At 67.6% G+C, this 17,255-nt stretch carries 14 protein-coding genes; 8 read left to right on the top strand and 6 right to left on the bottom strand.

The window, feature by feature from the left end:
• The first annotated feature begins 34 nt into the window (after positions 1–34).
• Positions 35–1,930: a heavy metal translocating P-type ATPase gene (locus tag AC2EAL_RS14470; RefSeq protein WP_484724926.1), complete on the top strand. Its 1,896-nt coding sequence runs from the start codon at positions 35–37 to the stop codon at positions 1,928–1,930.
• Positions 1,931–1,939: 9 nt separating this feature from the next.
• Here the strand turns inward: AC2EAL_RS14470 and AC2EAL_RS14465 are convergent, their stop codons facing one another.
• From AC2EAL_RS14465 to pyrC, 3 genes are all read right to left on the bottom strand, one after another.
• Complete coding sequence (locus AC2EAL_RS14465; RefSeq protein WP_484724925.1) at positions 1,940–3,445, bottom strand: replicative DNA helicase; 1,506 nt, start codon at positions 3,443–3,445, stop codon at positions 1,940–1,942.
• 209 nt (positions 3,446–3,654) lie between these two features.
• The gene (locus tag AC2EAL_RS14460; RefSeq protein WP_484724924.1) at positions 3,655–4,332 is read right to left on the bottom strand and encodes an orotate phosphoribosyltransferase; all 678 of its coding nucleotides are present in this window, start codon (positions 4,330–4,332) and stop codon (positions 3,655–3,657) included.
• 88 nt (positions 4,333–4,420) lie between these two features.
• Positions 4,421–5,461: a dihydroorotase gene (gene pyrC, locus AC2EAL_RS14455; protein ID WP_484724923.1), complete on the bottom strand. Its 1,041-nt coding sequence runs from the start codon at positions 5,459–5,461 to the stop codon at positions 4,421–4,423.
• 87 nt (positions 5,462–5,548) lie between these two features.
• On the opposite strand from pyrC, the gene AC2EAL_RS14450 reads away from it, so the two are divergent.
• Positions 5,549–5,941, top strand: coding sequence for a lysozyme inhibitor LprI family protein (locus AC2EAL_RS14450; RefSeq protein WP_484724922.1), 393 nt, complete (start codon positions 5,549–5,551; stop codon positions 5,939–5,941).
• Here AC2EAL_RS14450 and AC2EAL_RS14445 read toward each other — a convergent pair.
• The 3 genes from AC2EAL_RS14445 to AC2EAL_RS14435 form a co-directional block, all read right to left on the bottom strand.
• Positions 5,938–6,831 (bottom strand): phosphoadenosine phosphosulfate reductase, encoded by an 894-nt coding sequence (locus tag AC2EAL_RS14445; protein ID WP_484724921.1) that lies wholly within the window; start codon positions 6,829–6,831, stop codon positions 5,938–5,940. The genes AC2EAL_RS14450 and AC2EAL_RS14445 overlap by 4 nt on opposite strands.
• 181 nt (positions 6,832–7,012) lie before the next feature.
• Positions 7,013–8,050 carry a glycosyltransferase family 2 protein gene (locus AC2EAL_RS14440; RefSeq protein WP_484724920.1) on the bottom strand — a complete coding sequence of 346 codons (1,038 nt, stop codon included), beginning with the start codon at positions 8,048–8,050 and terminating at the stop codon, positions 7,013–7,015.
• Between the two features lie 99 nt (positions 8,051–8,149).
• Positions 8,150–9,370, bottom strand: coding sequence for an acyl-CoA dehydrogenase (locus AC2EAL_RS14435; RefSeq protein WP_484724984.1), 1,221 nt, complete (start codon positions 9,368–9,370; stop codon positions 8,150–8,152).
• 91 nt (positions 9,371–9,461) lie between these two features.
• On the opposite strand from AC2EAL_RS14435, the gene AC2EAL_RS14430 reads away from it, so the two are divergent.
• The 6 genes from AC2EAL_RS14430 to AC2EAL_RS14405 all read left to right on the top strand — a co-directional run bounded on the left by AC2EAL_RS14430 (position 9,462) and on the right by AC2EAL_RS14405 (position 17,245).
• Positions 9,462–10,397 carry a LysR substrate-binding domain-containing protein gene (locus tag AC2EAL_RS14430; protein ID WP_484724919.1) on the top strand — a complete coding sequence of 312 codons (936 nt, stop codon included), beginning with the start codon at positions 9,462–9,464 and terminating at the stop codon, positions 10,395–10,397.
• Positions 10,394–11,299 (top strand): AAA family ATPase, encoded by a 906-nt coding sequence (locus AC2EAL_RS14425; RefSeq protein ID WP_484724918.1) that lies wholly within the window; start codon positions 10,394–10,396, stop codon positions 11,297–11,299. The genes AC2EAL_RS14430 and AC2EAL_RS14425 overlap by 4 nt, the downstream gene beginning before the upstream one ends.
• Positions 11,299–12,549 carry a vWA domain-containing protein gene (locus AC2EAL_RS14420; protein ID WP_484724917.1) on the top strand — a complete coding sequence of 417 codons (1,251 nt, stop codon included), beginning with the start codon at positions 11,299–11,301 and terminating at the stop codon, positions 12,547–12,549. The genes AC2EAL_RS14425 and AC2EAL_RS14420 overlap by 1 nt, the downstream gene beginning before the upstream one ends.
• 148 nt (positions 12,550–12,697) lie before the next feature.
• Complete coding sequence (locus tag AC2EAL_RS14415; protein WP_484724916.1) at positions 12,698–15,172, top strand: OmpA family protein; 2,475 nt, start codon at positions 12,698–12,700, stop codon at positions 15,170–15,172.
• A 91-nt stretch (positions 15,173–15,263) separates the two neighbouring features.
• Entirely contained in the window at positions 15,264–16,247 is a 984-nt protein-coding gene (locus AC2EAL_RS14410) for an XdhC family protein (protein WP_484724915.1), read from the top strand.
• Entirely contained in the window at positions 16,247–17,245 is a 999-nt protein-coding gene (locus AC2EAL_RS14405) for a molybdopterin-binding protein (RefSeq protein ID WP_484724914.1), read from the top strand. Before AC2EAL_RS14410 ends, AC2EAL_RS14405 begins: the two co-directional genes overlap by 1 nt.
• The last annotated feature ends 10 nt before the right edge of the window (positions 17,246–17,255 follow it).

Here is a 17,255-nt window from a genome sequence, read left to right as displayed (position 1 = left end):
GCTGCGCGACGGTGGGTCCAGATGGAGGCTTGCCGTGGCACTTGACCATCCCCAGACTGACGAGGATGCCGACCTTTATCTGACGATCCTGTGCTGGATCGGCCTTGGGCTGGCGACGCTAGACGCCTTTCTGCAACCGCTGCCGCCCGGGCTGGTCCGGGCCGCGCTTGGTGTGTCGTTCCTGACCGGCGGGCTGCCGCCCCTGCGCACTGCGCTGGCCGAGCTGTGGCAGGACCACCGGCTGGATATCGACCTTCTGATGGTTGTGGCGGCCTTGGCGGCGGCAGCAGTCGGCGCGGCGCTGGAGGGGGCGGTGCTGTTGGCGCTGTTCTCGCTGTCCCAGACACTGGAACATCGCGCGATGGGCAAGGCGCGCCGCGCGGTCGAGGCGCTGATGCAGCTTAGGCCTGAGACGGCGCTGCGGGTCGGACCCGACGGTGTGGTCGAGGTGCCGGTGGCCGACCTGGTCCCGGGTGACCGGGTGATCCTGCGCCCGGGCGCGCGGGTGCCGGTCGACGGGCGGGTCGCCGAGGGCGCGGGGCATCTGGACGAAAGCACGGTCACCGGGGAATCAGCCCCGGTCCGCAAGGCTGCAGGCGATCCGGTGCATGAGGCGACGGTGAACCTGGACGGCGTCCTGACCATCGAGGTTACGCGGGGGCTCGAGACCAGCACAGTCGCGCAGATGATCCGCCTGGTGACCGAGGCGCAGGCGATGAAGTCGCCGTCCGAGCGGTTCTCCGACTGGTTCGGCCAGCGCTACACCATTGCGGTGCTGGCGGGGTCGGTCCTGTCCTGGTTCGCATTCCGTTATCTGGGCCATCCGCCGGGCGAGGCCCTTTACCGTTCGGCGACGCTTCTGGTCGCGGCGTCGCCTTGCGCCGTGGTGATCTCGGTCCCGGCGGCGATCCTGTCGGCCCTGTCGGCCGCGGCGCGGGGCGGGGTCCTGTTCAAAGGGGGGGCTGCGTTAGAGGGCCTCGCCGAGGTGCGGACCTTCGCCTTCGACAAGACCGGGACGCTGACGACGGGCATTGCCTCGGTGACCGGTATCGTCGCGCTGGAGGGGGACGAGAACGGCTTCCTTGTCCGCCTCGCCGGGCTTGAGGCGCAGTCGGAACACCCGATTGCCGCCGCCATCCGGCGTGAGGTCGCCGAACGCGGGATCGACCCCGTGGCCGTGCGCAATGTCCGGTCGCATCCATCCGAAGGGATCGCGGGAGAGGATGACCTCGGGCCGCTTTGGGCGGGCAATGCGCGGATGCTGGCGGTCATGGGCGCGGAGTTTCCGGCGGCCCTGACCGGCCTCGCCGACGGGGCCGAAACGCTTGTCCTCCTGGGTCGTGGCGCGCGGGTTCTGGGCGCCGTGACCGTGGCGGACGAGCCGCGCGCGACGGCGGCCGAGGCGCTGGCGGCACTGAAATCCGGGGGGCGCACCGACATCCTGATGATGACCGGCGACCGCGCGCCTGTCGCGGCCCGGATCGGCGGAAGGCTGGGGTTGCAGTCGGGAGAGATCCACGCGGGCCTCTTGCCGGGGGACAAGGTCACGCTGGTCGATGCGGCGGCCAAGCGCGGGAAGGTTGCCTTCATCGGTGACGGGGTGAACGATGCTGCGGCGCTCGCGCGGGCCGACGTGGGCGTGGCGATGGGGGTCGCGGGCAGCGAGGTGGCGCTGCAGGCCGCCGATGTGGCGCTGATGGCCGATGATCTGAAGAAGCTTGCCGCCGCCCGCCGCCTGGCCCGACGCACGGCGCGCATCATCCGGCAGAACCTGACGCTGGCGCTTGGGGCCATGGCGGTGCTGGTGGTAGGGAGCCTCTTCTTCGACCTGCCGCTGCCCCTGGCCGTCCTTGGTCACGAAGGCGGCACGCTGCTGGTCGTGCTGAACGGGTTGCGGCTGCTGGCCGACCCGATCCGGGCGCGGGGCTAGAACCCGGCCCTAGAAGCCCACATCCGGCCCGCCGGACCCCTGCCACGGCTTTGCCAGGTTGCCAAAGCGGGTGAAGCGGCCTTCGAACGACAGTTCCACCGTGCCGATCGGCCCGTGGCGCTGCTTGCCGATGATGACTTCCGCCTTGCCATGCACCGATTCCATCAGCGCCTGCCACTGCGCCATCTTTTCCAGCTCATGATCGCCGGGCTTCTCCCGCTCGCGGTAGTATTCCTCGCGGAAGACGAACATCACGACGTCGGCGTCCTGTTCGATCGAGCCCGATTCCCTGAGGTCGGAAAGCTGCGGCCGCTTGTCGTCGCGGCTTTCCACCGCCCGGCTCAGCTGTGACAGGGCGATGACCGGGATGTTAAGTTCCTTCGCTATCGCCTTGAGGCCTTGGGTGATTTCGGAGACTTCCTGCACCCGGTTGTCCTTGGAGGACCCTTTCAGAAGCTGCAGGTAGTCGATGATCAGGACATCCAGCCCATGCGTCCGTTTCAACCGCCGCGCACGGGCGGCAACCTGTGAGATCGGCAGGGCCGGCGTGTCGTCGATATACAGGGGGCAGGCCTCCAGTGCCTTGGCGGCCTCGACGAAGCGGCGGAACTCGGCCTCGGTCATGTCGCCGCGGCGGATCTGTTCCGAGGGCACTTCTGCCGCCTCGGACAGGATCCGGGCCGCCAGCTGCTCGGCGCTCATTTCAAGCGAGAAGAACCCGACCACGCCGCCTTCGACCGCCCCCTCGCTGCCGTCCGGCAACCGCCCGCGGCGATGCGCCTTAGCGATGTTGAAGGCGATGTTGGTGGCAAGCGAGGTCTTCCCCATCGACGGACGGCCCGCGAGGATCAGAAGGTCAGAAGGGTGCAAGCCCCCCAGCTTCTTGTCCATGTCGATGAGGCCGGTCGAGATGCCCGCAAGGCCCCCATCGCGCTGGTAGGCCGCGTTGGCCACGTTAACCGCATCGGTTACCGCCTTGAGAAAGCTTTGAAATCCACGCTCGGCGACGCCCTGTTCGCCCAGCTTGTAAAGCCGCTGTTCCGCCTCGATGATCTGGTCCTTGGGTTCGGACGCGACCTCTACCTTCGCCGCCTGCGCCGCGATGTCCCGGCCAAGCTGGATCAGCTCGCGCCGCACGGCATGGTCGTAGACCATCTGCGCATAGTCGCGCGCCGCATAGGCCGAAATCGCCGCCCCGGCCAGCCGCACCAGGTAGGCCGGACCGCCCAGTTCCTTCAGCCCCGCGTCGTCGTCCAGAAACGCCTTCAGCGTCACCGGCGAGGCAAGCGCGTTCTTCTGGATGCGGGCCGCTGCAATCTCGAAGATGCGCTGATGGACGGGGTCGAAGAAATGCTCGGCCTTCACCACGGAAGAGACGCGGTCGAAGATGTCGTTGTTGGTGAGGATCGCGCCCAGAAGCTGTTGTTCTGCCTCGATATTATGCGGAAGGACTTCGTCCGCCGCAGGCTGGCTCGCAGTCGGAACCATCGGCCGCAGTGCGGTAATCTCGGTCATTCATGCCCCCTGCCGTCTTGTTCTTTGTGCCCTTCGCCTAGCATGTCTGGCGGTGGAATGGATTGGGGGAAAGCTGTGCATAAGCCGCTTTTCCACAGAAATCAGACTACCATATCTTGGCTCGGACAAGAAGCGCCAAGCTAGTCCTTGCGGGCAGGGCAGGCCTTAGTGGGCGGCTTTCTGACCAGCGCGAGGCGGGATCGCGAGAATCACCCCTTGCGGGCGTCCTGCCAGGCGCGGGGGGCTTTCAGGAAGCTTTCCACCTCGGCCAGCGTCGCCGCATCGAAGGCCCCTTGCGCGCGCGCCTCGGCCAGGACGTCCCACCAGGTGCAGAGGTGGTGGAGTTTCACGCCATGGGCGCCCAGCTTCGCCTCGGTGTCCGGGAAGATGCCGTAATAGAAGATCACCGCCGTATGGCCGCAGGTCGCCCCGGTTTCGCGAATCGCATCGACGAAGGAGAGCTTTGAGCCGCCATCGGTTGTCAGGTCCTCGACCAGAAGCACCCGCTGGCCTTCGGTCATCGCGCCCTCGATCCGGGCGTTGCGGCCGTATCCCTTGGGCTTCTTCCGCACGTAAGTCATTGGCAGCGCGAGACGTTCTGCCACGAGGGCCGCAAAGGGGATGCCCGCGGTCTCGCCGCCCGCGATGTTGTCGAACGCCTCGAACCCGGCCTCACGCATCACGGTGACGGCCAGGAAATCCATCAGGGTCGAGCGGATGCGCGGATAGCTGATGAGCTTGCGGCAATCGATGTAGGTGGGGCTGGGCAGACCGGAAGCGAGCGTGAAGGGGGTATCCGCGTTGAAGTGGACGGCCTTGATTTCCAGAAGCGCGCGCGCGGTCAGCCGGGCGATTTCATCCTTGGGCGGGAAGGCGGAGGGGATCATCTCGGGGTCCTTTCGGGCGGGGCTCGTCGTGCGCCTTCGGCTTCTCCTCGCAGGTCAGCGACGAGCGACGAAGTCGACGAGGAGCGGGTCAGGGGAGGACGTGCCAGTGCACGGGAAAGCCGGGTTGGAAGACGGTGACGGGGCCGGGCTCGGCATGGATCTTCTCGGGCCAGCTGCAGGGCTCGGCCCGCTTTTCCAGGGTGATCGTGCCCATGTTGACCGGCAGGCCATAAAAGGCGGGCCCATGGCGCGAGACGAAGCCCTCAAGCTTGTCCAGGGCGCCTTCCTCCTCGAAGACATGGGCGAGGAGGGACATCGTGTTCGTCGCGGTGAAGCAGCCCGCGCAGCCGCAGGAATGCTCTTTCAGCGCGTCCACATGCGGCGCAGAGTCCGTACCCAGGAAATAGCGCGGCGAGCCGGAGGTCGCGGCCTTGCGCAGCGCCAGCCGGTGCTTTTCGCGCTTGGCGACCGGCAGACAGTAGTAGTGCGGCTTGATGCCCCCGGCCAGGATGTGGTTGCGGTTGATGATGAGGTGATGCGTGGTGATCGTCGCGGCCAGGTTGTCCCCGCCTTGGGCCGCATAGGCGACACCTTCCTCGGTGGTGATATGCTCCATCACCACGCGCAGTTCGGGCAGGCGGCGGCGCAGGGGATCAAGCACCGTGTCGATGAACACCGCCTCGCGGTCGAAGATGTCGACATGGTCATCCGTGACCTCGCCGTGGGTGCACAAGGGCAGGCCGATCCGCGCCATCGCCTCCAGGACGGCCATGACCTTCGTCAGGTCGCGCACCCCGGAGTGCGAGTTCGTCGTGGCCCCTGCCGGGTAAAGCTTCACCGCCTTGACCAGGCCCGAAGCTGCGGCGCGTTCCACATCTGCCGGATCGGTGCCCTCGGTGAGGTAGAGCGTCATCAGCGGCTCGAACGTCATGCCCTTCGGCAGGGCGGCCATGATCCGCGCGTGATAGGCGCGGGCGTCGTCCAGCGTCACCACCGGCGGCACCAGGTTCGGCATGATGATGGCGCGGGCGAAATGGCGGGCGGTTTCCGGCAGCACGGCCTGAAGCATAGCGCCATCGCGCAGGTGCAGGTGCCAGTCGTCGGGGCGGGGCAGGGTGATCCGGTGCATGGGGGCGGGGTAGCGCAAACCCGACTGCGTTTCCAGTGGCATCGCATGGCAGACTGCGACAGGATCGCCGCAAATCAGGAGACCCCGATGTATCGCCCGTTCCTCGCCCTTGCCTGCCTTGCCTTTCCGGCCGCCGCGCAGGAGGTCGACTGCGCCAATGCCATGGTCCAGGCCGACCTGAACGCCTGCGCCTACCAGGACTGGGAGGCGGCTGATGCCGAGTTGAACGCGACCTACCAGCAGGCCATGGCGGTGCTCGAAGGCTGGGATGCAAACCTGCCGGCCGAAGAGCAGGGTGCCGCCGCCGCCCTGAAAGAGGCGCAGCGCGCCTGGATCACCTTCCGCGACAAGGCCTGCGAGGCCGAGGGCTATGCCTTCAAGGGCGGCAGTGCCGAGCCGCTTCTGGTCTACGGCTGCATGCGCCTTCTGACCGAAGAGCGCACTGCCCATCTGACCGGGATTGTCGAGTTCGACGGCTAGACGGTCTCGCCCGTCAGTTCCGCCAGCCTGCGGGCAAAGCGCGGGGCATTGAGGCGCGAGGTGACCGACCGGCAGATCTTGATCTCGCGCTTGGGGTGGCCCGACAGCCGCGCCGCAGCAAGCACCGCGCGCAGGTAGCTGCCGTTCGACCGTCGCGCGCGCCAGAGCCACGAGAAGCGATCGGCGGACATCTTGCCTTCCATCGCCGCCTCGATGATCCGGTCCAGCACCTTCATCTCGCGCAGCGTGTCCTCGGTCCCCTCGCCGGTATAGCGGGCGTGGAGCGGCGTGACCCAGGGCCGCTGGAACAGCGCGGCATGCATCGCGTCGGGCTGGTGCAGCGGGTCATGGATCAGCCAGACCCGGCTCGCGCTTTCCGTCATGTCGGGGGCATAGCCGTAGCGGCCGCGAAAGTTGATCCGCCGTGCGATCCGGTGGCGTTCGTCCCAGCCGGCAAGCGAAGGGTCCAAAGTTGCCCGAGGCGCGATCAGCACCAGTTCCGCCTGCGGCGCAGTGATCGAATAGGCCGCCGCCGCATAGCCCGCCGGTCCCGCGCCATAAAAGACCACGCGGTCGAAATCCTCCAGGAACCCGTCATCCGACAGCCGGTCGAAATAGCGAAACACCGCCGGGTCGCGCCACCAGGTCTCGCCCTCGCACAGGATCGTCAGCAGCGACCAGCCCCGCGCTTGCGCCAGCGCATAGTGTTCCGGTAGCTTGTCCTCACGTTCGCGCAGGGTTGCCGCATCCTCGAAAGTGACCAGGAGCTCGGGCCGCTCTTCGGCGAAAAAGGCATAGTGCTTCGGCCCCAAAGGCAGGAAATCGCCGTCACCTTCGGCAATATCCAGCATCGGCTGCTGCCAGTCAGGGCTGTTGGACGGGTTGGACATGCGGTGCGGTCAGCTGGGGTCTTTTCGGGCGAACAGGGTAAACACCTCTCGACCTTGGCGAGAGATTCGGGCCGGGACAAGGCCTTGTGGTGGTATCACATTGTCTCACTAAGGCCGGGCCGCCATTATTCGCGGAGGTGTGAACAATCAACAACCCTGGGCTGAGCGGTTTTTGCCCCGCTCAATTCTTGGCCTTGCGGTTCCCGATATGCGGCCGCCAGATCGACTCGGCTTCGGCCTTGTCGAGCACCCGCGTCGGGCCCGCCATCAAGAGCTGCCCATACAGGCTGCGCCAGGCGTCGTCCTGCATCAGCCTGCGGAACTGCGCGTGGCGCCAATCGACTGCCGCCCGGTGCAACGGTCCGAGTACGGCATCGGCGTGTAACTCCGTCCGCATGCCAGCGCTGTCAAGGCCAAGGATCGACCGGTCCTCTACCGCGTTGAAATTCCGCTCCACCCAATATCCCGCGTCAAGGCCGCCGTCCGCATGCACGCCGCGTCCGCGATCCCGCTTGAGGACAAAGCTTTCCACCGCGCCCAACGGGTAGTGGTTCAACTGGACCAGCCGGTAGGGGTCGCGCCCGACGTCGGAAAAGATCCGTCCCGTGCGGAACGCCGCCGGCAGCGCTCGGCCCGACCCATCGAACCAGCGCTGCCCGGCCATCCGGTCCTTTGCGGGCGCACGGGGCCGGTGGACGCCCAGCTTGCCATAGCTGCCGTCGTTCCTGACCAGCGTCTTGAACAGAAGCGCCCGCCACGGCCAGTGCAAAACCGGTGGTGCGGCTCGGGTGAAGGTTTCGGTCACTGGGTCATCGCGATAGCCCACCACGCCCGCGTTACCGAAGACCCGCCAGGTCAGGGTGATCGCGGTGGCCTCGGGCAACGCCGCCAAGAGGGTAGAGAGCGTCCGATCCCCGACGTGGATATTGACGAACTCGTCGATGTCCAGCGGCAAGAGCCAGTCCGCCCCCGTCACCAGCGGATGCTTGTCCGCCTGCTTCAGCGCCGCCCATTGCGGCCCCTCGGGGTGCGGCCCGGGGTTACGGACATGGGTCAGCCAACCCAGCTCCTGCAACCGGTCCAGCATGGCATCGGTGCCGTCGGTGCAATCGTTGGAGAAGACAAGGAAATCGGTAACGCCACAGGCCCGATGATGCGCGAGCCACTCCAGCAGGAACGCGCCCTCGTTCTTGACGCAGAGGACGGCCGTGATCTTCAACGCCCGCCCTTTCATCTGTCCAAAAGTATCCACCGCTCGGCAGGCATCCGCCCTCTCCACCCCGCGCCACGCCCGGAAAGGCGTAGCACGGGGCAGGGATCAGAAGAAAGCCTGCACGCCGGTGATCGCCCGACCCAGGATCAGCGCATGGATGTCATGCGTGCCCTCGTAGGTGTTCACCGTCTCCAGGTTCACCATGTGGCGCATGATCTGGAAGTCTTCCTGGATGCCGTTGCCGCCATGCATGTCGCGCGCCCAGCGGGCGGCTTCGAGGGCCTTGCCGCAGTTGTTGCGCTTGATGATGGAGATCATCTCCGGCGCGGCATTTGCCTCGTCCAGCAGCCGTCCAACGCGCAACGAGGCCTGCAGCCCCAAGCTGATTTCAGTCATCATGTTCGCGAGCTTCAGTTGGAACAGCTGCGTCCCCGCGATGGGCTTGCCGAACTGCTTGCGGTCAAGGCCATACTGGCGGGCGGCATGCATGCAGAACTCGGCCGAGCCCATGACCCCCCAGCTGATGCCATAGCGCGCCCGGTTCAGGCAGCCGAACGGCCCCTTCAGCCCCTCGACGAACGGGAGCAGCGCATCCTCGCCGACTTCCACGTCCTTCATCACGATCTCGCCGGTGATGCTGGCACGCAGGGACAGCTTGCCGCCGACTTTCGGGGCCGACAGCCCCTTCATTCCCTTCTCAAGGACAAAGCCCTTGATCTTGCCGCCATGCGCCTCGGACTTGGCCCAGACCACGAAGACATCCGCGATGGGCGCGTTCGAAATCCACATCTTCGCGCCGTTCAGCACATAGCCGTTCGCCGTCTTCTTCGCCGTCGTCTTCATCCCCGCCGGGTCCGAGCCCGCATCCGGTTCGGTCAGGCCGAAGCAGCCGATCCACTCACCGGACGCCAGTTTCGGCAGGTACTTCATCCGCTGCGCCTCGGTGCCGTAGGCGTAGATCGGGTACATCACCAGCGAGGACTGGACCGACATCATCGACCGGTAGCCCGAATCGACCCGCTCTACCTCGCGCGCAACCAGGCCGTAGGCCACATAGGACGCGCCAAGCCCGCCGTACTCCTCCGGGATCGTCACACCCAGAAGGCCCATCTCCCCCATCTCGCGGAAGATCGCCGGGTCGGTCTTTTCCTCGCGGTAGGCCGCGATGACCCGGGGCTGCAGTTTTTCTTGCGCATAGGCCCGCGCCGCATCGCGCAGCATGCGCTCTTCCTCGGTCAGCTGGTCGTTCAGCCGGAACGGGTCTTCCCAGTCGAAGCGCCCGAGGTCAGGTGCGTCCTTGGCTTTCAGTTTCGGGGTGTCGAGCATCATGGGCCTCCATCGCTTGACCCATATCATTGCAGAAAAGGGCAGGGCAGGCTATCGAAAGCCCTGCACGGGTTCATGAGGGAAACTCATAATGCTGCCGCGCCGCTACCTGCCGCCGATCCCGGCCCTGATGGCGCTGGAGGCCGTCGACCGCCTCGGCACCGCTTCGGAGGCCGCGAAGGAGTTGAGCCTGACGCAAGGCGCGATCAGCCGCGCTCTGCAGGGTCTGGAGAGCCAGCTCGGCGTCCCCCTTCTGATCCGCGAACGCCAGCGCCTGCGCCTGACCCCTGCCGGCCGCGATTACGTGGCCGAGGTGCGCAAGGCCCTCCACCTCCTCGCCTCCGCCTCGATCACGCTGCGCGCCAACCCGACGGGAGGCTCCCTCAACCTCGCTATCCTTCCCGCCTTCGGCATGCACTGGCTGGCCCCGCGCCTGGCCCGCTTCGCCCAGACCCACCCCGAGGTCACGATCAACCTCTCGACCCGCCTACGACCCTTCGACTTCCAGGGCTCCACCTTCGACGCCGCAATCCATTACGGCCGCCAGGACTGGCCGGGCGTCGATACCCTGAAACTCATGGACGAGGAAGTTCTCGCCGTCGCCGCCCCCGGATTCCCGACGCTGACCAAGGCCACCGACCTCCTCAACCACCCCCTCCTGCAACTCGAAAGCCGCACCGGCGACTGGGGCCGCTGGCTCGCCCACCAAGGCCACCCGGGGCTCAGGCCCCCCGGGATGCTCTTCGACCAGTTCGCCACCCTTACCCAGGGTGCCATCCACGGCATGGGTGCAGCCCTGATCCCGACCTTCCTGATCCAGCGCGAACTCTCCGAGGGCCGCCTCGTCCCCATCTTCGGCCCCCCCATCCGCGCCTTGGGCTCCTACTACCTCGTCTGGCCCAACACCCTCCCCGAACGCGCGCCGCTGCGGTCCCTACGACTATGGTTGCAGTCCGAGGTTACCGATCCCGCCTTGACCCCTGCATCCCCGCCCGCCACTCTCGCCGCAAAGCCGGAGGCCCCGTGACCGCACTCCCCGCCAGCATCGACGCCGTCGAGACCCTCCTTGCGACCCAAGGCTACGTCGCCTCCCGTGCGCTCGCGACCGTCGTCTTCCTCTCCCTCAAACTCGGCCGCCCGCTGTTCCTGGAAGGCGAGGCCGGGACCGGCAAGACGGAAATCGCCAAGACCCTCGCCACCGCGCTTGGCCGCCGCCTGATCCGCCTGCAATGCTACGAAGGCCTCGATGCCGCCTCTGCCGTCGCCGAATGGAACTTCGCCGCCCAGATGATCGCCATCCGCACCGCCGAGGGCGCTTCGGACCGCGACCAACTCAAGGCCGAGCTTTTCACCGAAGACTACCTCATCGCCCGCCCGCTTCTCGAAGCGATGCGCCCGCAGCCCGGCGGGGCGCCCGTCCTTCTCATCGACGAGCTTGATCGCACCGACGAACCCTTCGAGGCCTTCCTCCTCGAAGCCCTCTCCGACTTCCAGGTCACCATCCCCGAGCTTGGCACCATCAAAGCCCCCGAACCCCCCATCGTCATCCTCACCTCGAACCGCACGCGCGAGGTCCACGACGCGCTCAAACGCCGCTGTCTCTACCACTGGGTCGACTACCCGCCCTTCGACCTGGAACTCGACATCCTCCACTCCCGCGCGCCCGAGGCCCAGGCCCAGCTCTCCCGAGAGATCGTCGCCTTCGTCCAGAAGCTGCGGCGTGAGGACCTGTTCAAACGCCCCGGCGTGGCCGAGACCATCGACTGGGCCAAATGCCTCCTCGCCCTGGACGTCATCGCGCTGTCGCCTGAAGTCATCTCCGACACCCTCGGCGCGATCCTGAAATACCAGGACGACATCCAGAAACTGCAGGGGTCCGAGGCCAAGCGCCTGCTGGACGAGGTGAAACGCGAACTCGTGCCCGCCTGATGGCCACCTACGCGCCCCTCGACATCCCCGAAGACGGCAAGCTGCCCGCGAACATCGCCCATTTCGCCCGCGCGCTGCGCAAGGCGGGCCTGCCCGTCGGCCCCGGACGCACGCTTGACGCGGTGAACGCCGTTGCCGCCGCGGGCTTTGACCGGCGCGAGGATTTCTACTTCACGCTCCAGTCCATATTCGTCTCCCGCCCCGAGGAGCGGTCAACCTTCGCCCAGGTCTTTCGCCTCTTCTGGCGCGACCCGCGCTACCTCGAACACATGATGTCCCTCATGCTGCCCCAGGTCCGCGGCGTGCAGGAGGACCGGATCGCCGAAGCCGCCGAACGCCGCGCGGCGCAGGCACTTCTGGACGGCCAACTGCCCCCGGCACCAAAGGACGCGCCGCAGGCCGAGCAGATCGAGATCGACGCCACCGCCACCATGTCGGCGGAAGAACGGCTCAAGACACTCGACTTCGAACAGATGTCAGCAGAGGAGGTCGCACAGGCCAAACGGATGCTGGCGAAACTCTCTCTCCCCGTCCAGCCCCTGAAGACCCGCCGAAGCCAGGCTTCGACCCTGACCGCAAGGATCGACGCGCGCCGCACCCTGCGGGATGCCATGCGCCACGGTGGGGAACTCACCACGCTCAAATACAAGGCCCCGGTCACCCGCTGGCCGAACCTTGTCGTTCTCTGCGACATCTCCGGCAGCATGGCCGACTACTCCCGCATGGTCCTCCACTTCGTCCACGCCGTCGCCAACCGCAAAGGTCAGGGCTGGGCCAAGGTCCATGCCTTCACCTTCGGCACCCGCCTCACCAACATCACCAGACACCTCCGTGCCCGCGACGTCGACGCCGCCCTCAAGGCCGCCGGAAGCGAGGCGCAGGACTGGTCTGGCGGCACCCGCATCGGGCAATCGCTGCACGCCTTCAACCGCGACTGGTCGCGGCGCGTGCTGGGGCAGGGGGCGGTTGTCCTACTCATCACCGATGGCCTCGACCGCGACGACACGGCACTCCTCCAGAGGGAGACCGAACGGCTGCACCTGTCCTGCCGCCGCCTCATCTGGCTCAATCCCCTTCTCCGCTGGACGGGCTTTGCGCCCAAGGCGCAAGGCATCCGCGCGATCCTGCCCCATGTCGACAGCTTCCGCGCCGGACACTCCATCGCCTCGCTTGAGGCACTGGGTCAGGCGATCTCGGAACCGAATGACCGGGGCGAACGCGACCGCCTCATATCCCTGATCCGGGCGTAGGCGGCACTCCGCGCACAGCTATCACCTTGCAAACCCGTGATATCGCATATCAGGGGAATCCGCATTTTGTTATGCGCATCGGGGCAGAACCGAGAACCGGATACGAATCGTCCGAGTTGGCTTCTGTCCTTCAGCATGAGGAATGGTAATGAGAAAGCTTCTGATTTCCACCACGGCCCTGTCGGTCGCCATCAGCCCGCTGGGCACGATGCCGGGCTTTGCGCAGACCTTGAACGCGGATGGTTCGGTCAGCGGCGCCGATGGGTCTGTGCTGTGCGCAGCGCTTTCCGATCCAAGCTGCGATATCGCCGCCATCGTCGAGGCTTTGCGGGCAACCGATCCGGCTGCGGCCGACGCGCTGCAGGCGCAGGTTGATGCGCAGCTCGCGGCCGAGGCTGAAGCAGCCGCCGCCGCCGAGGCCGAAGCGGCTGCCGCCGCTGAAGCCGCCGCGCAGGCCGAAGCCGAGGCCGCCGCCGCCGCAGCTGCTGCGGAAGCGGAAGCCCAGGCCCAGGCCGAAGCCGCTGCAGCCGCCGAGGCTGAAGCGCAGGCCCAGGCAGAGGCCGAGGCCGCCGCTGCAGAGGCAGAAGCCGCCGCCGCTGCCGAGGCCGCAGCCCAAGCCCAGGCAGAGGCGGAAGCTGCTGCTGCCGAGGCCGCTGCCGCTGCCCAGGCCGAAGCGGAAGCCCAGGCTCAGGCCGAGGCGGAAGCCGCGGCTGCTGCTGAAGCCGAGGCTGCGGCCCAGGCCGAAGCGGAAGCTGCCGCTGCCGAAGAAGCTGCTGCCGCTGAGGCTGCCGCCGCGGAGGAAGCCGCTGCCGCCGAAGCTGCCGCCGCTGAAGAGGCCGCAGCTGCAGAGGCCGCCGCGCTGGAAGAGGCCCTGAAGGCTGAGGAAGAAGCTGCCGCCGCGGAAGAAGCTGCGGCTGCCGAGGCTGAAGCCGTCGAGGAGGCCCCGGCGGAAGAGGCCGCTCCGGCCGAGGAACCGGCGGTTGAAGCACCCGCTGCCGAAGAGCCGGTTGCCGAAGAACCTGTCGCTGAGGAACCCATCGCGGAAGAGCCCGCTGCCGAAGAGCCGGTCGCTGAGGAACCTGTTGCGGAAGAACCCGTCGCCGAAGAGCCGGTGGCTGAGGAACCCGCGACAGAAGAGCCTGCAGCCGAGGCAGAAACCGCGTCCGAACCGCTGGATGGCGCTGCACTGGAAGAAAGCCCGCCTCCCGGCCTCGTCGTCGAGACTGAAGTGCCCGATGGCGGGGTGATTGATCTCTCGACCGGCGAAGTCGTCGATCTGGAAACCGCAACCCAGGCCATCGAGGCTGCCGAGCAGGAACTGGCGATCAGCCCTGAAGGCGAACTGGTGGACCCGGCTGCGGGCCTGAAGGTCGCCGAACCCGACCCGGCGGTCGAGGTTGTCCCGGTCGAGGCGCCCGTGGTCACAGAAGGCGAGGTCGAGACGCTGACCCAGCTTCTGACCGCCGACCCCACGGCTATCGACCCCTCGGCGCTGGCTGCGGCAGAGGTCGTCACGGCGGCCCCGGAACCCGCGGCGGACGGCAAGGTGATGCTGATGCCCGCGCCGGAAGACCTGGTTGCGGCGGTGACCGAGACCGCGATCAGCGCCGATGCAGTGCGCAGCTCCAGCCAGGAGTTTGGGGCGGCCCCGAAGACGCTGGGCGATGGCAAGAAAAGCGGGCTCTCCGATCTGGAAAAGGCCGGTCTTCTGGTGCTGGGCGCCCTCGCGGTCGGCGCGATCATCCGGAACAACAACCGGGCTGCGGCGACGGATACCACCGTCTCGACCATGGGGCCGGGTGAATCCCGCGTCGTGTCGAACACCGGTGACCGGGTGATCGTCCTGCAGCCCGACGGGACCTACCGGGTGCTGAAGGACGACGACACCGTGATCCGCCGCCCCGGCTCGACCGTGCGGACCGAGACGTTCAAGGACGGCTCGACCCGGACCATCGTCCAGCGCGGTGACGGGACACAGGTGGTGACGATCCGCGACGCGACCGGCCGCGTCCTGCGCCGGGCGACCTATGACGACCTTGGCCGCGAGGTGATCCTGATCGACGACCTGGAACGCGAGGAAGTCGTCGTCATTCGCGACCTGCCGAAGCCCAAACGGCGCATCGTCATCTCGTCCAAGGACGAAGACGCCGCCCTGAAGCGCGAGCTTGCGGCGCTGGAGGCGGAAAAGGCCGGGCGCAAGTTCTCGCTCCGCCAGATCCGCGAGATCCCCGAGGTCCGCGCCCTCGCTGCGACGATCGACGTCGAGCCGGTCAAGTTTGCCTCGGGATCCGCTGCCGTCGCCGCCAGCGAGGCCCGCAACCTCGCCGACCTTGGCCGGGTCATGCAGGAGCTTCTCGACGAAAACCCGCGCGAGATCTTCCTGATCGAAGGCCACACCGACGCGACCGGCAAGGCGGCGATGAACCTCGCCCTTTCCGACCGCCGCGCGGAATCGGTGGCCCTTGCCCTGACCGAATACTTCGACATTCCGCCAGAGAACATGGTTGTCCAGGGCTATGGCGAGACCGAGCTGCTGATCGATACGCTGGAAAACGAACCGCGCAACCGCCGGGTCGAGGTCAAGGTCATCACGCCCTTGCTGCGCACCGCCGACCGCGGCTGATCCGGCCCCATACCAAAGTCGCGCCGCGGGCATCCCCCGCGGCGCGTCATTTTGGTGGCATCCCTGCGCGCCCGGACGCATACTCCGCCCCATGACCGCCAGCCACGACCAGATCCCAGAAGCCGCCCTCGCCTGGCATCGCCAGGGCAAAGGCGTGGCCCTTGCCACCGTAATCGAGACCTGGGGTTCCGCCCCCCGCCAGGCCGGCAGCCAGCTTGCCATCTCGGGCGAGGGCGAGATGCTGGGCTCCGTCTCCGGCGGCTGCGTCGAAGGCGCCGTCATCACCGAGGCGCTGGACGCGCTACAGGACCGCAAGTCCCGCGTCCTGACCTTCGGGGTCAGCGACGAGACAGCCTTCGCCGCAGGCCTCGCCTGTGGCGGCACGATCCGCGTCCTCGTCGAACCGGTGGGCGACGGCCCCGAAGCCCTTCCCGAAGCCATGCTGGCCCGCCTCGCCGCCGCCCGCGCCACCCCCACCGCGCTTGCCGTCGTCACCCGACCCGACAGCTGGACCCGCGCTCTGGTCACCCCCGGCGAGGACCCCGCCACCGACGCCCGCTTCAAGTCCGACCGCTCGGGGATGGAGGAGGACGGCCGTTTCATCGCCATCCACAACCCACCCTTGCGCCTGATCGTCATCGGTGCGGTGCACATCGCCCAGCCGCTCCTCCAGATCGCCCGCACCTGCGGCTATGCGCCCGCCCTGATCGACCCCCGCGCCGCCTTCGGCTCCCACGACCGCTTCCCCGGCGAAACCATCCTCGACGACTGGCCGGACGAGGCCCTTGCCAGCCTGAACCCTGACGCCCGCACCGCCATTGTCACCCTGACCCATGACCCGAAACTCGACGACCCCGCGATCCGCTTCGCGCTGAGCTCCCCCGCCTTCTACCTCGGCTGCCTCGGCTCGACCCGCACCCATGCCAAACGCGTCGACCGGCTGACCGAAGGGGGCTTCACCCCCGACCAGATCGCCAAGATCCACGCCCCCGTCGGCCTCGACATCGGCGCCAAGACCCCCGCAGAGATCGCGGTCAGCATCATGGCCCAGATCACCGAAGCCTTGCGCAAGTAATGCGCTTCGGTCCGGTTCCTCTTGAGCAGGCCGAAGGCGCGATCCTGGCGCATTCCGTGGCCCTCCCTGATGGCCGACTGAGGAAGGGCTGCACGCTTGGGCCCATGGAGATCGCCCAGCTCAGCGCCGCCGGGCGCGCCGAGGTCATTGCGGCCCGCCTCGACTCAACCGACCTGCACGAAGACGCCGCCGCCCTGGCCATTGCCCAGGCCCTGGTGCCCGACCCAGAGGCCGCTGGCCTTGACCTGCGTCCCGTCGGCACAGGACGGGTCAACCTGCACGCCCGCTGCCCCGGGATCATCGAAGTCCTGGCCGACCGGGTCGATGCGCTGAACGCGGTCGATCCGATGCTGACGCTCGCCACCGTGCCGCGCTGGCAGCGGCTGGCGGCGGGAGAGATGGCCGCGACCGTCAAGGTCATCGCCTATGGCGTGGCCCAGGCCTCCGTCGCAGCGGCCTGTGCAGCCGGGGCGCGCGCCTTGCGCCTGTGTCCGCCGCAAAGGTCGCGGGTTGTGCTGGTTGAGACCCACACCGATCCAGACGCCCGGCCTCTGCGACCCGACGCGATCATCAACCGCCTCACGGCGCTTGGCGCGGGGCTTCAGGCCCATCTGCACGCCCCGCACCGCGAGGCAGAGCTGGCGGCGACCCTGTCTGGCGTGACTGGTGCCGACCTGATCCTGATCCTCACCGCCTCGGCGACATCAGACCCGCATGACGTGGCCCCGGGGGCGGTCAGACGCGCCGGGGGACGGATCGACCGCTTTGGGATGCCGGTCGACCCCGGGAACCTCCTGTTCCTGGGTGAGCTGCACGGCATCCCGGTCATTGGCCTGCCCGGCTGTGCCCGCAGCCCCGCCTTGAACGGCGCGGACTGGGTGATGGAGCGGCTGATCTGCGGGGTCCCCGTCTCCGGGGCCGACATCGCAGGGATGGGGGTAGGGGGCTTGTTGAAGGAAATCCCGACGCGGGGCCGGTTGCGCGAAGCCGCGCCCTGACGGCCCAGGC

This window comes from Tabrizicola sp. T74 (assembly GCF_057219935.1).
The sequence above is the reverse complement of the archived record's forward strand: the minus strand, read 5'-3'. Positions and strand labels throughout refer to the sequence as shown.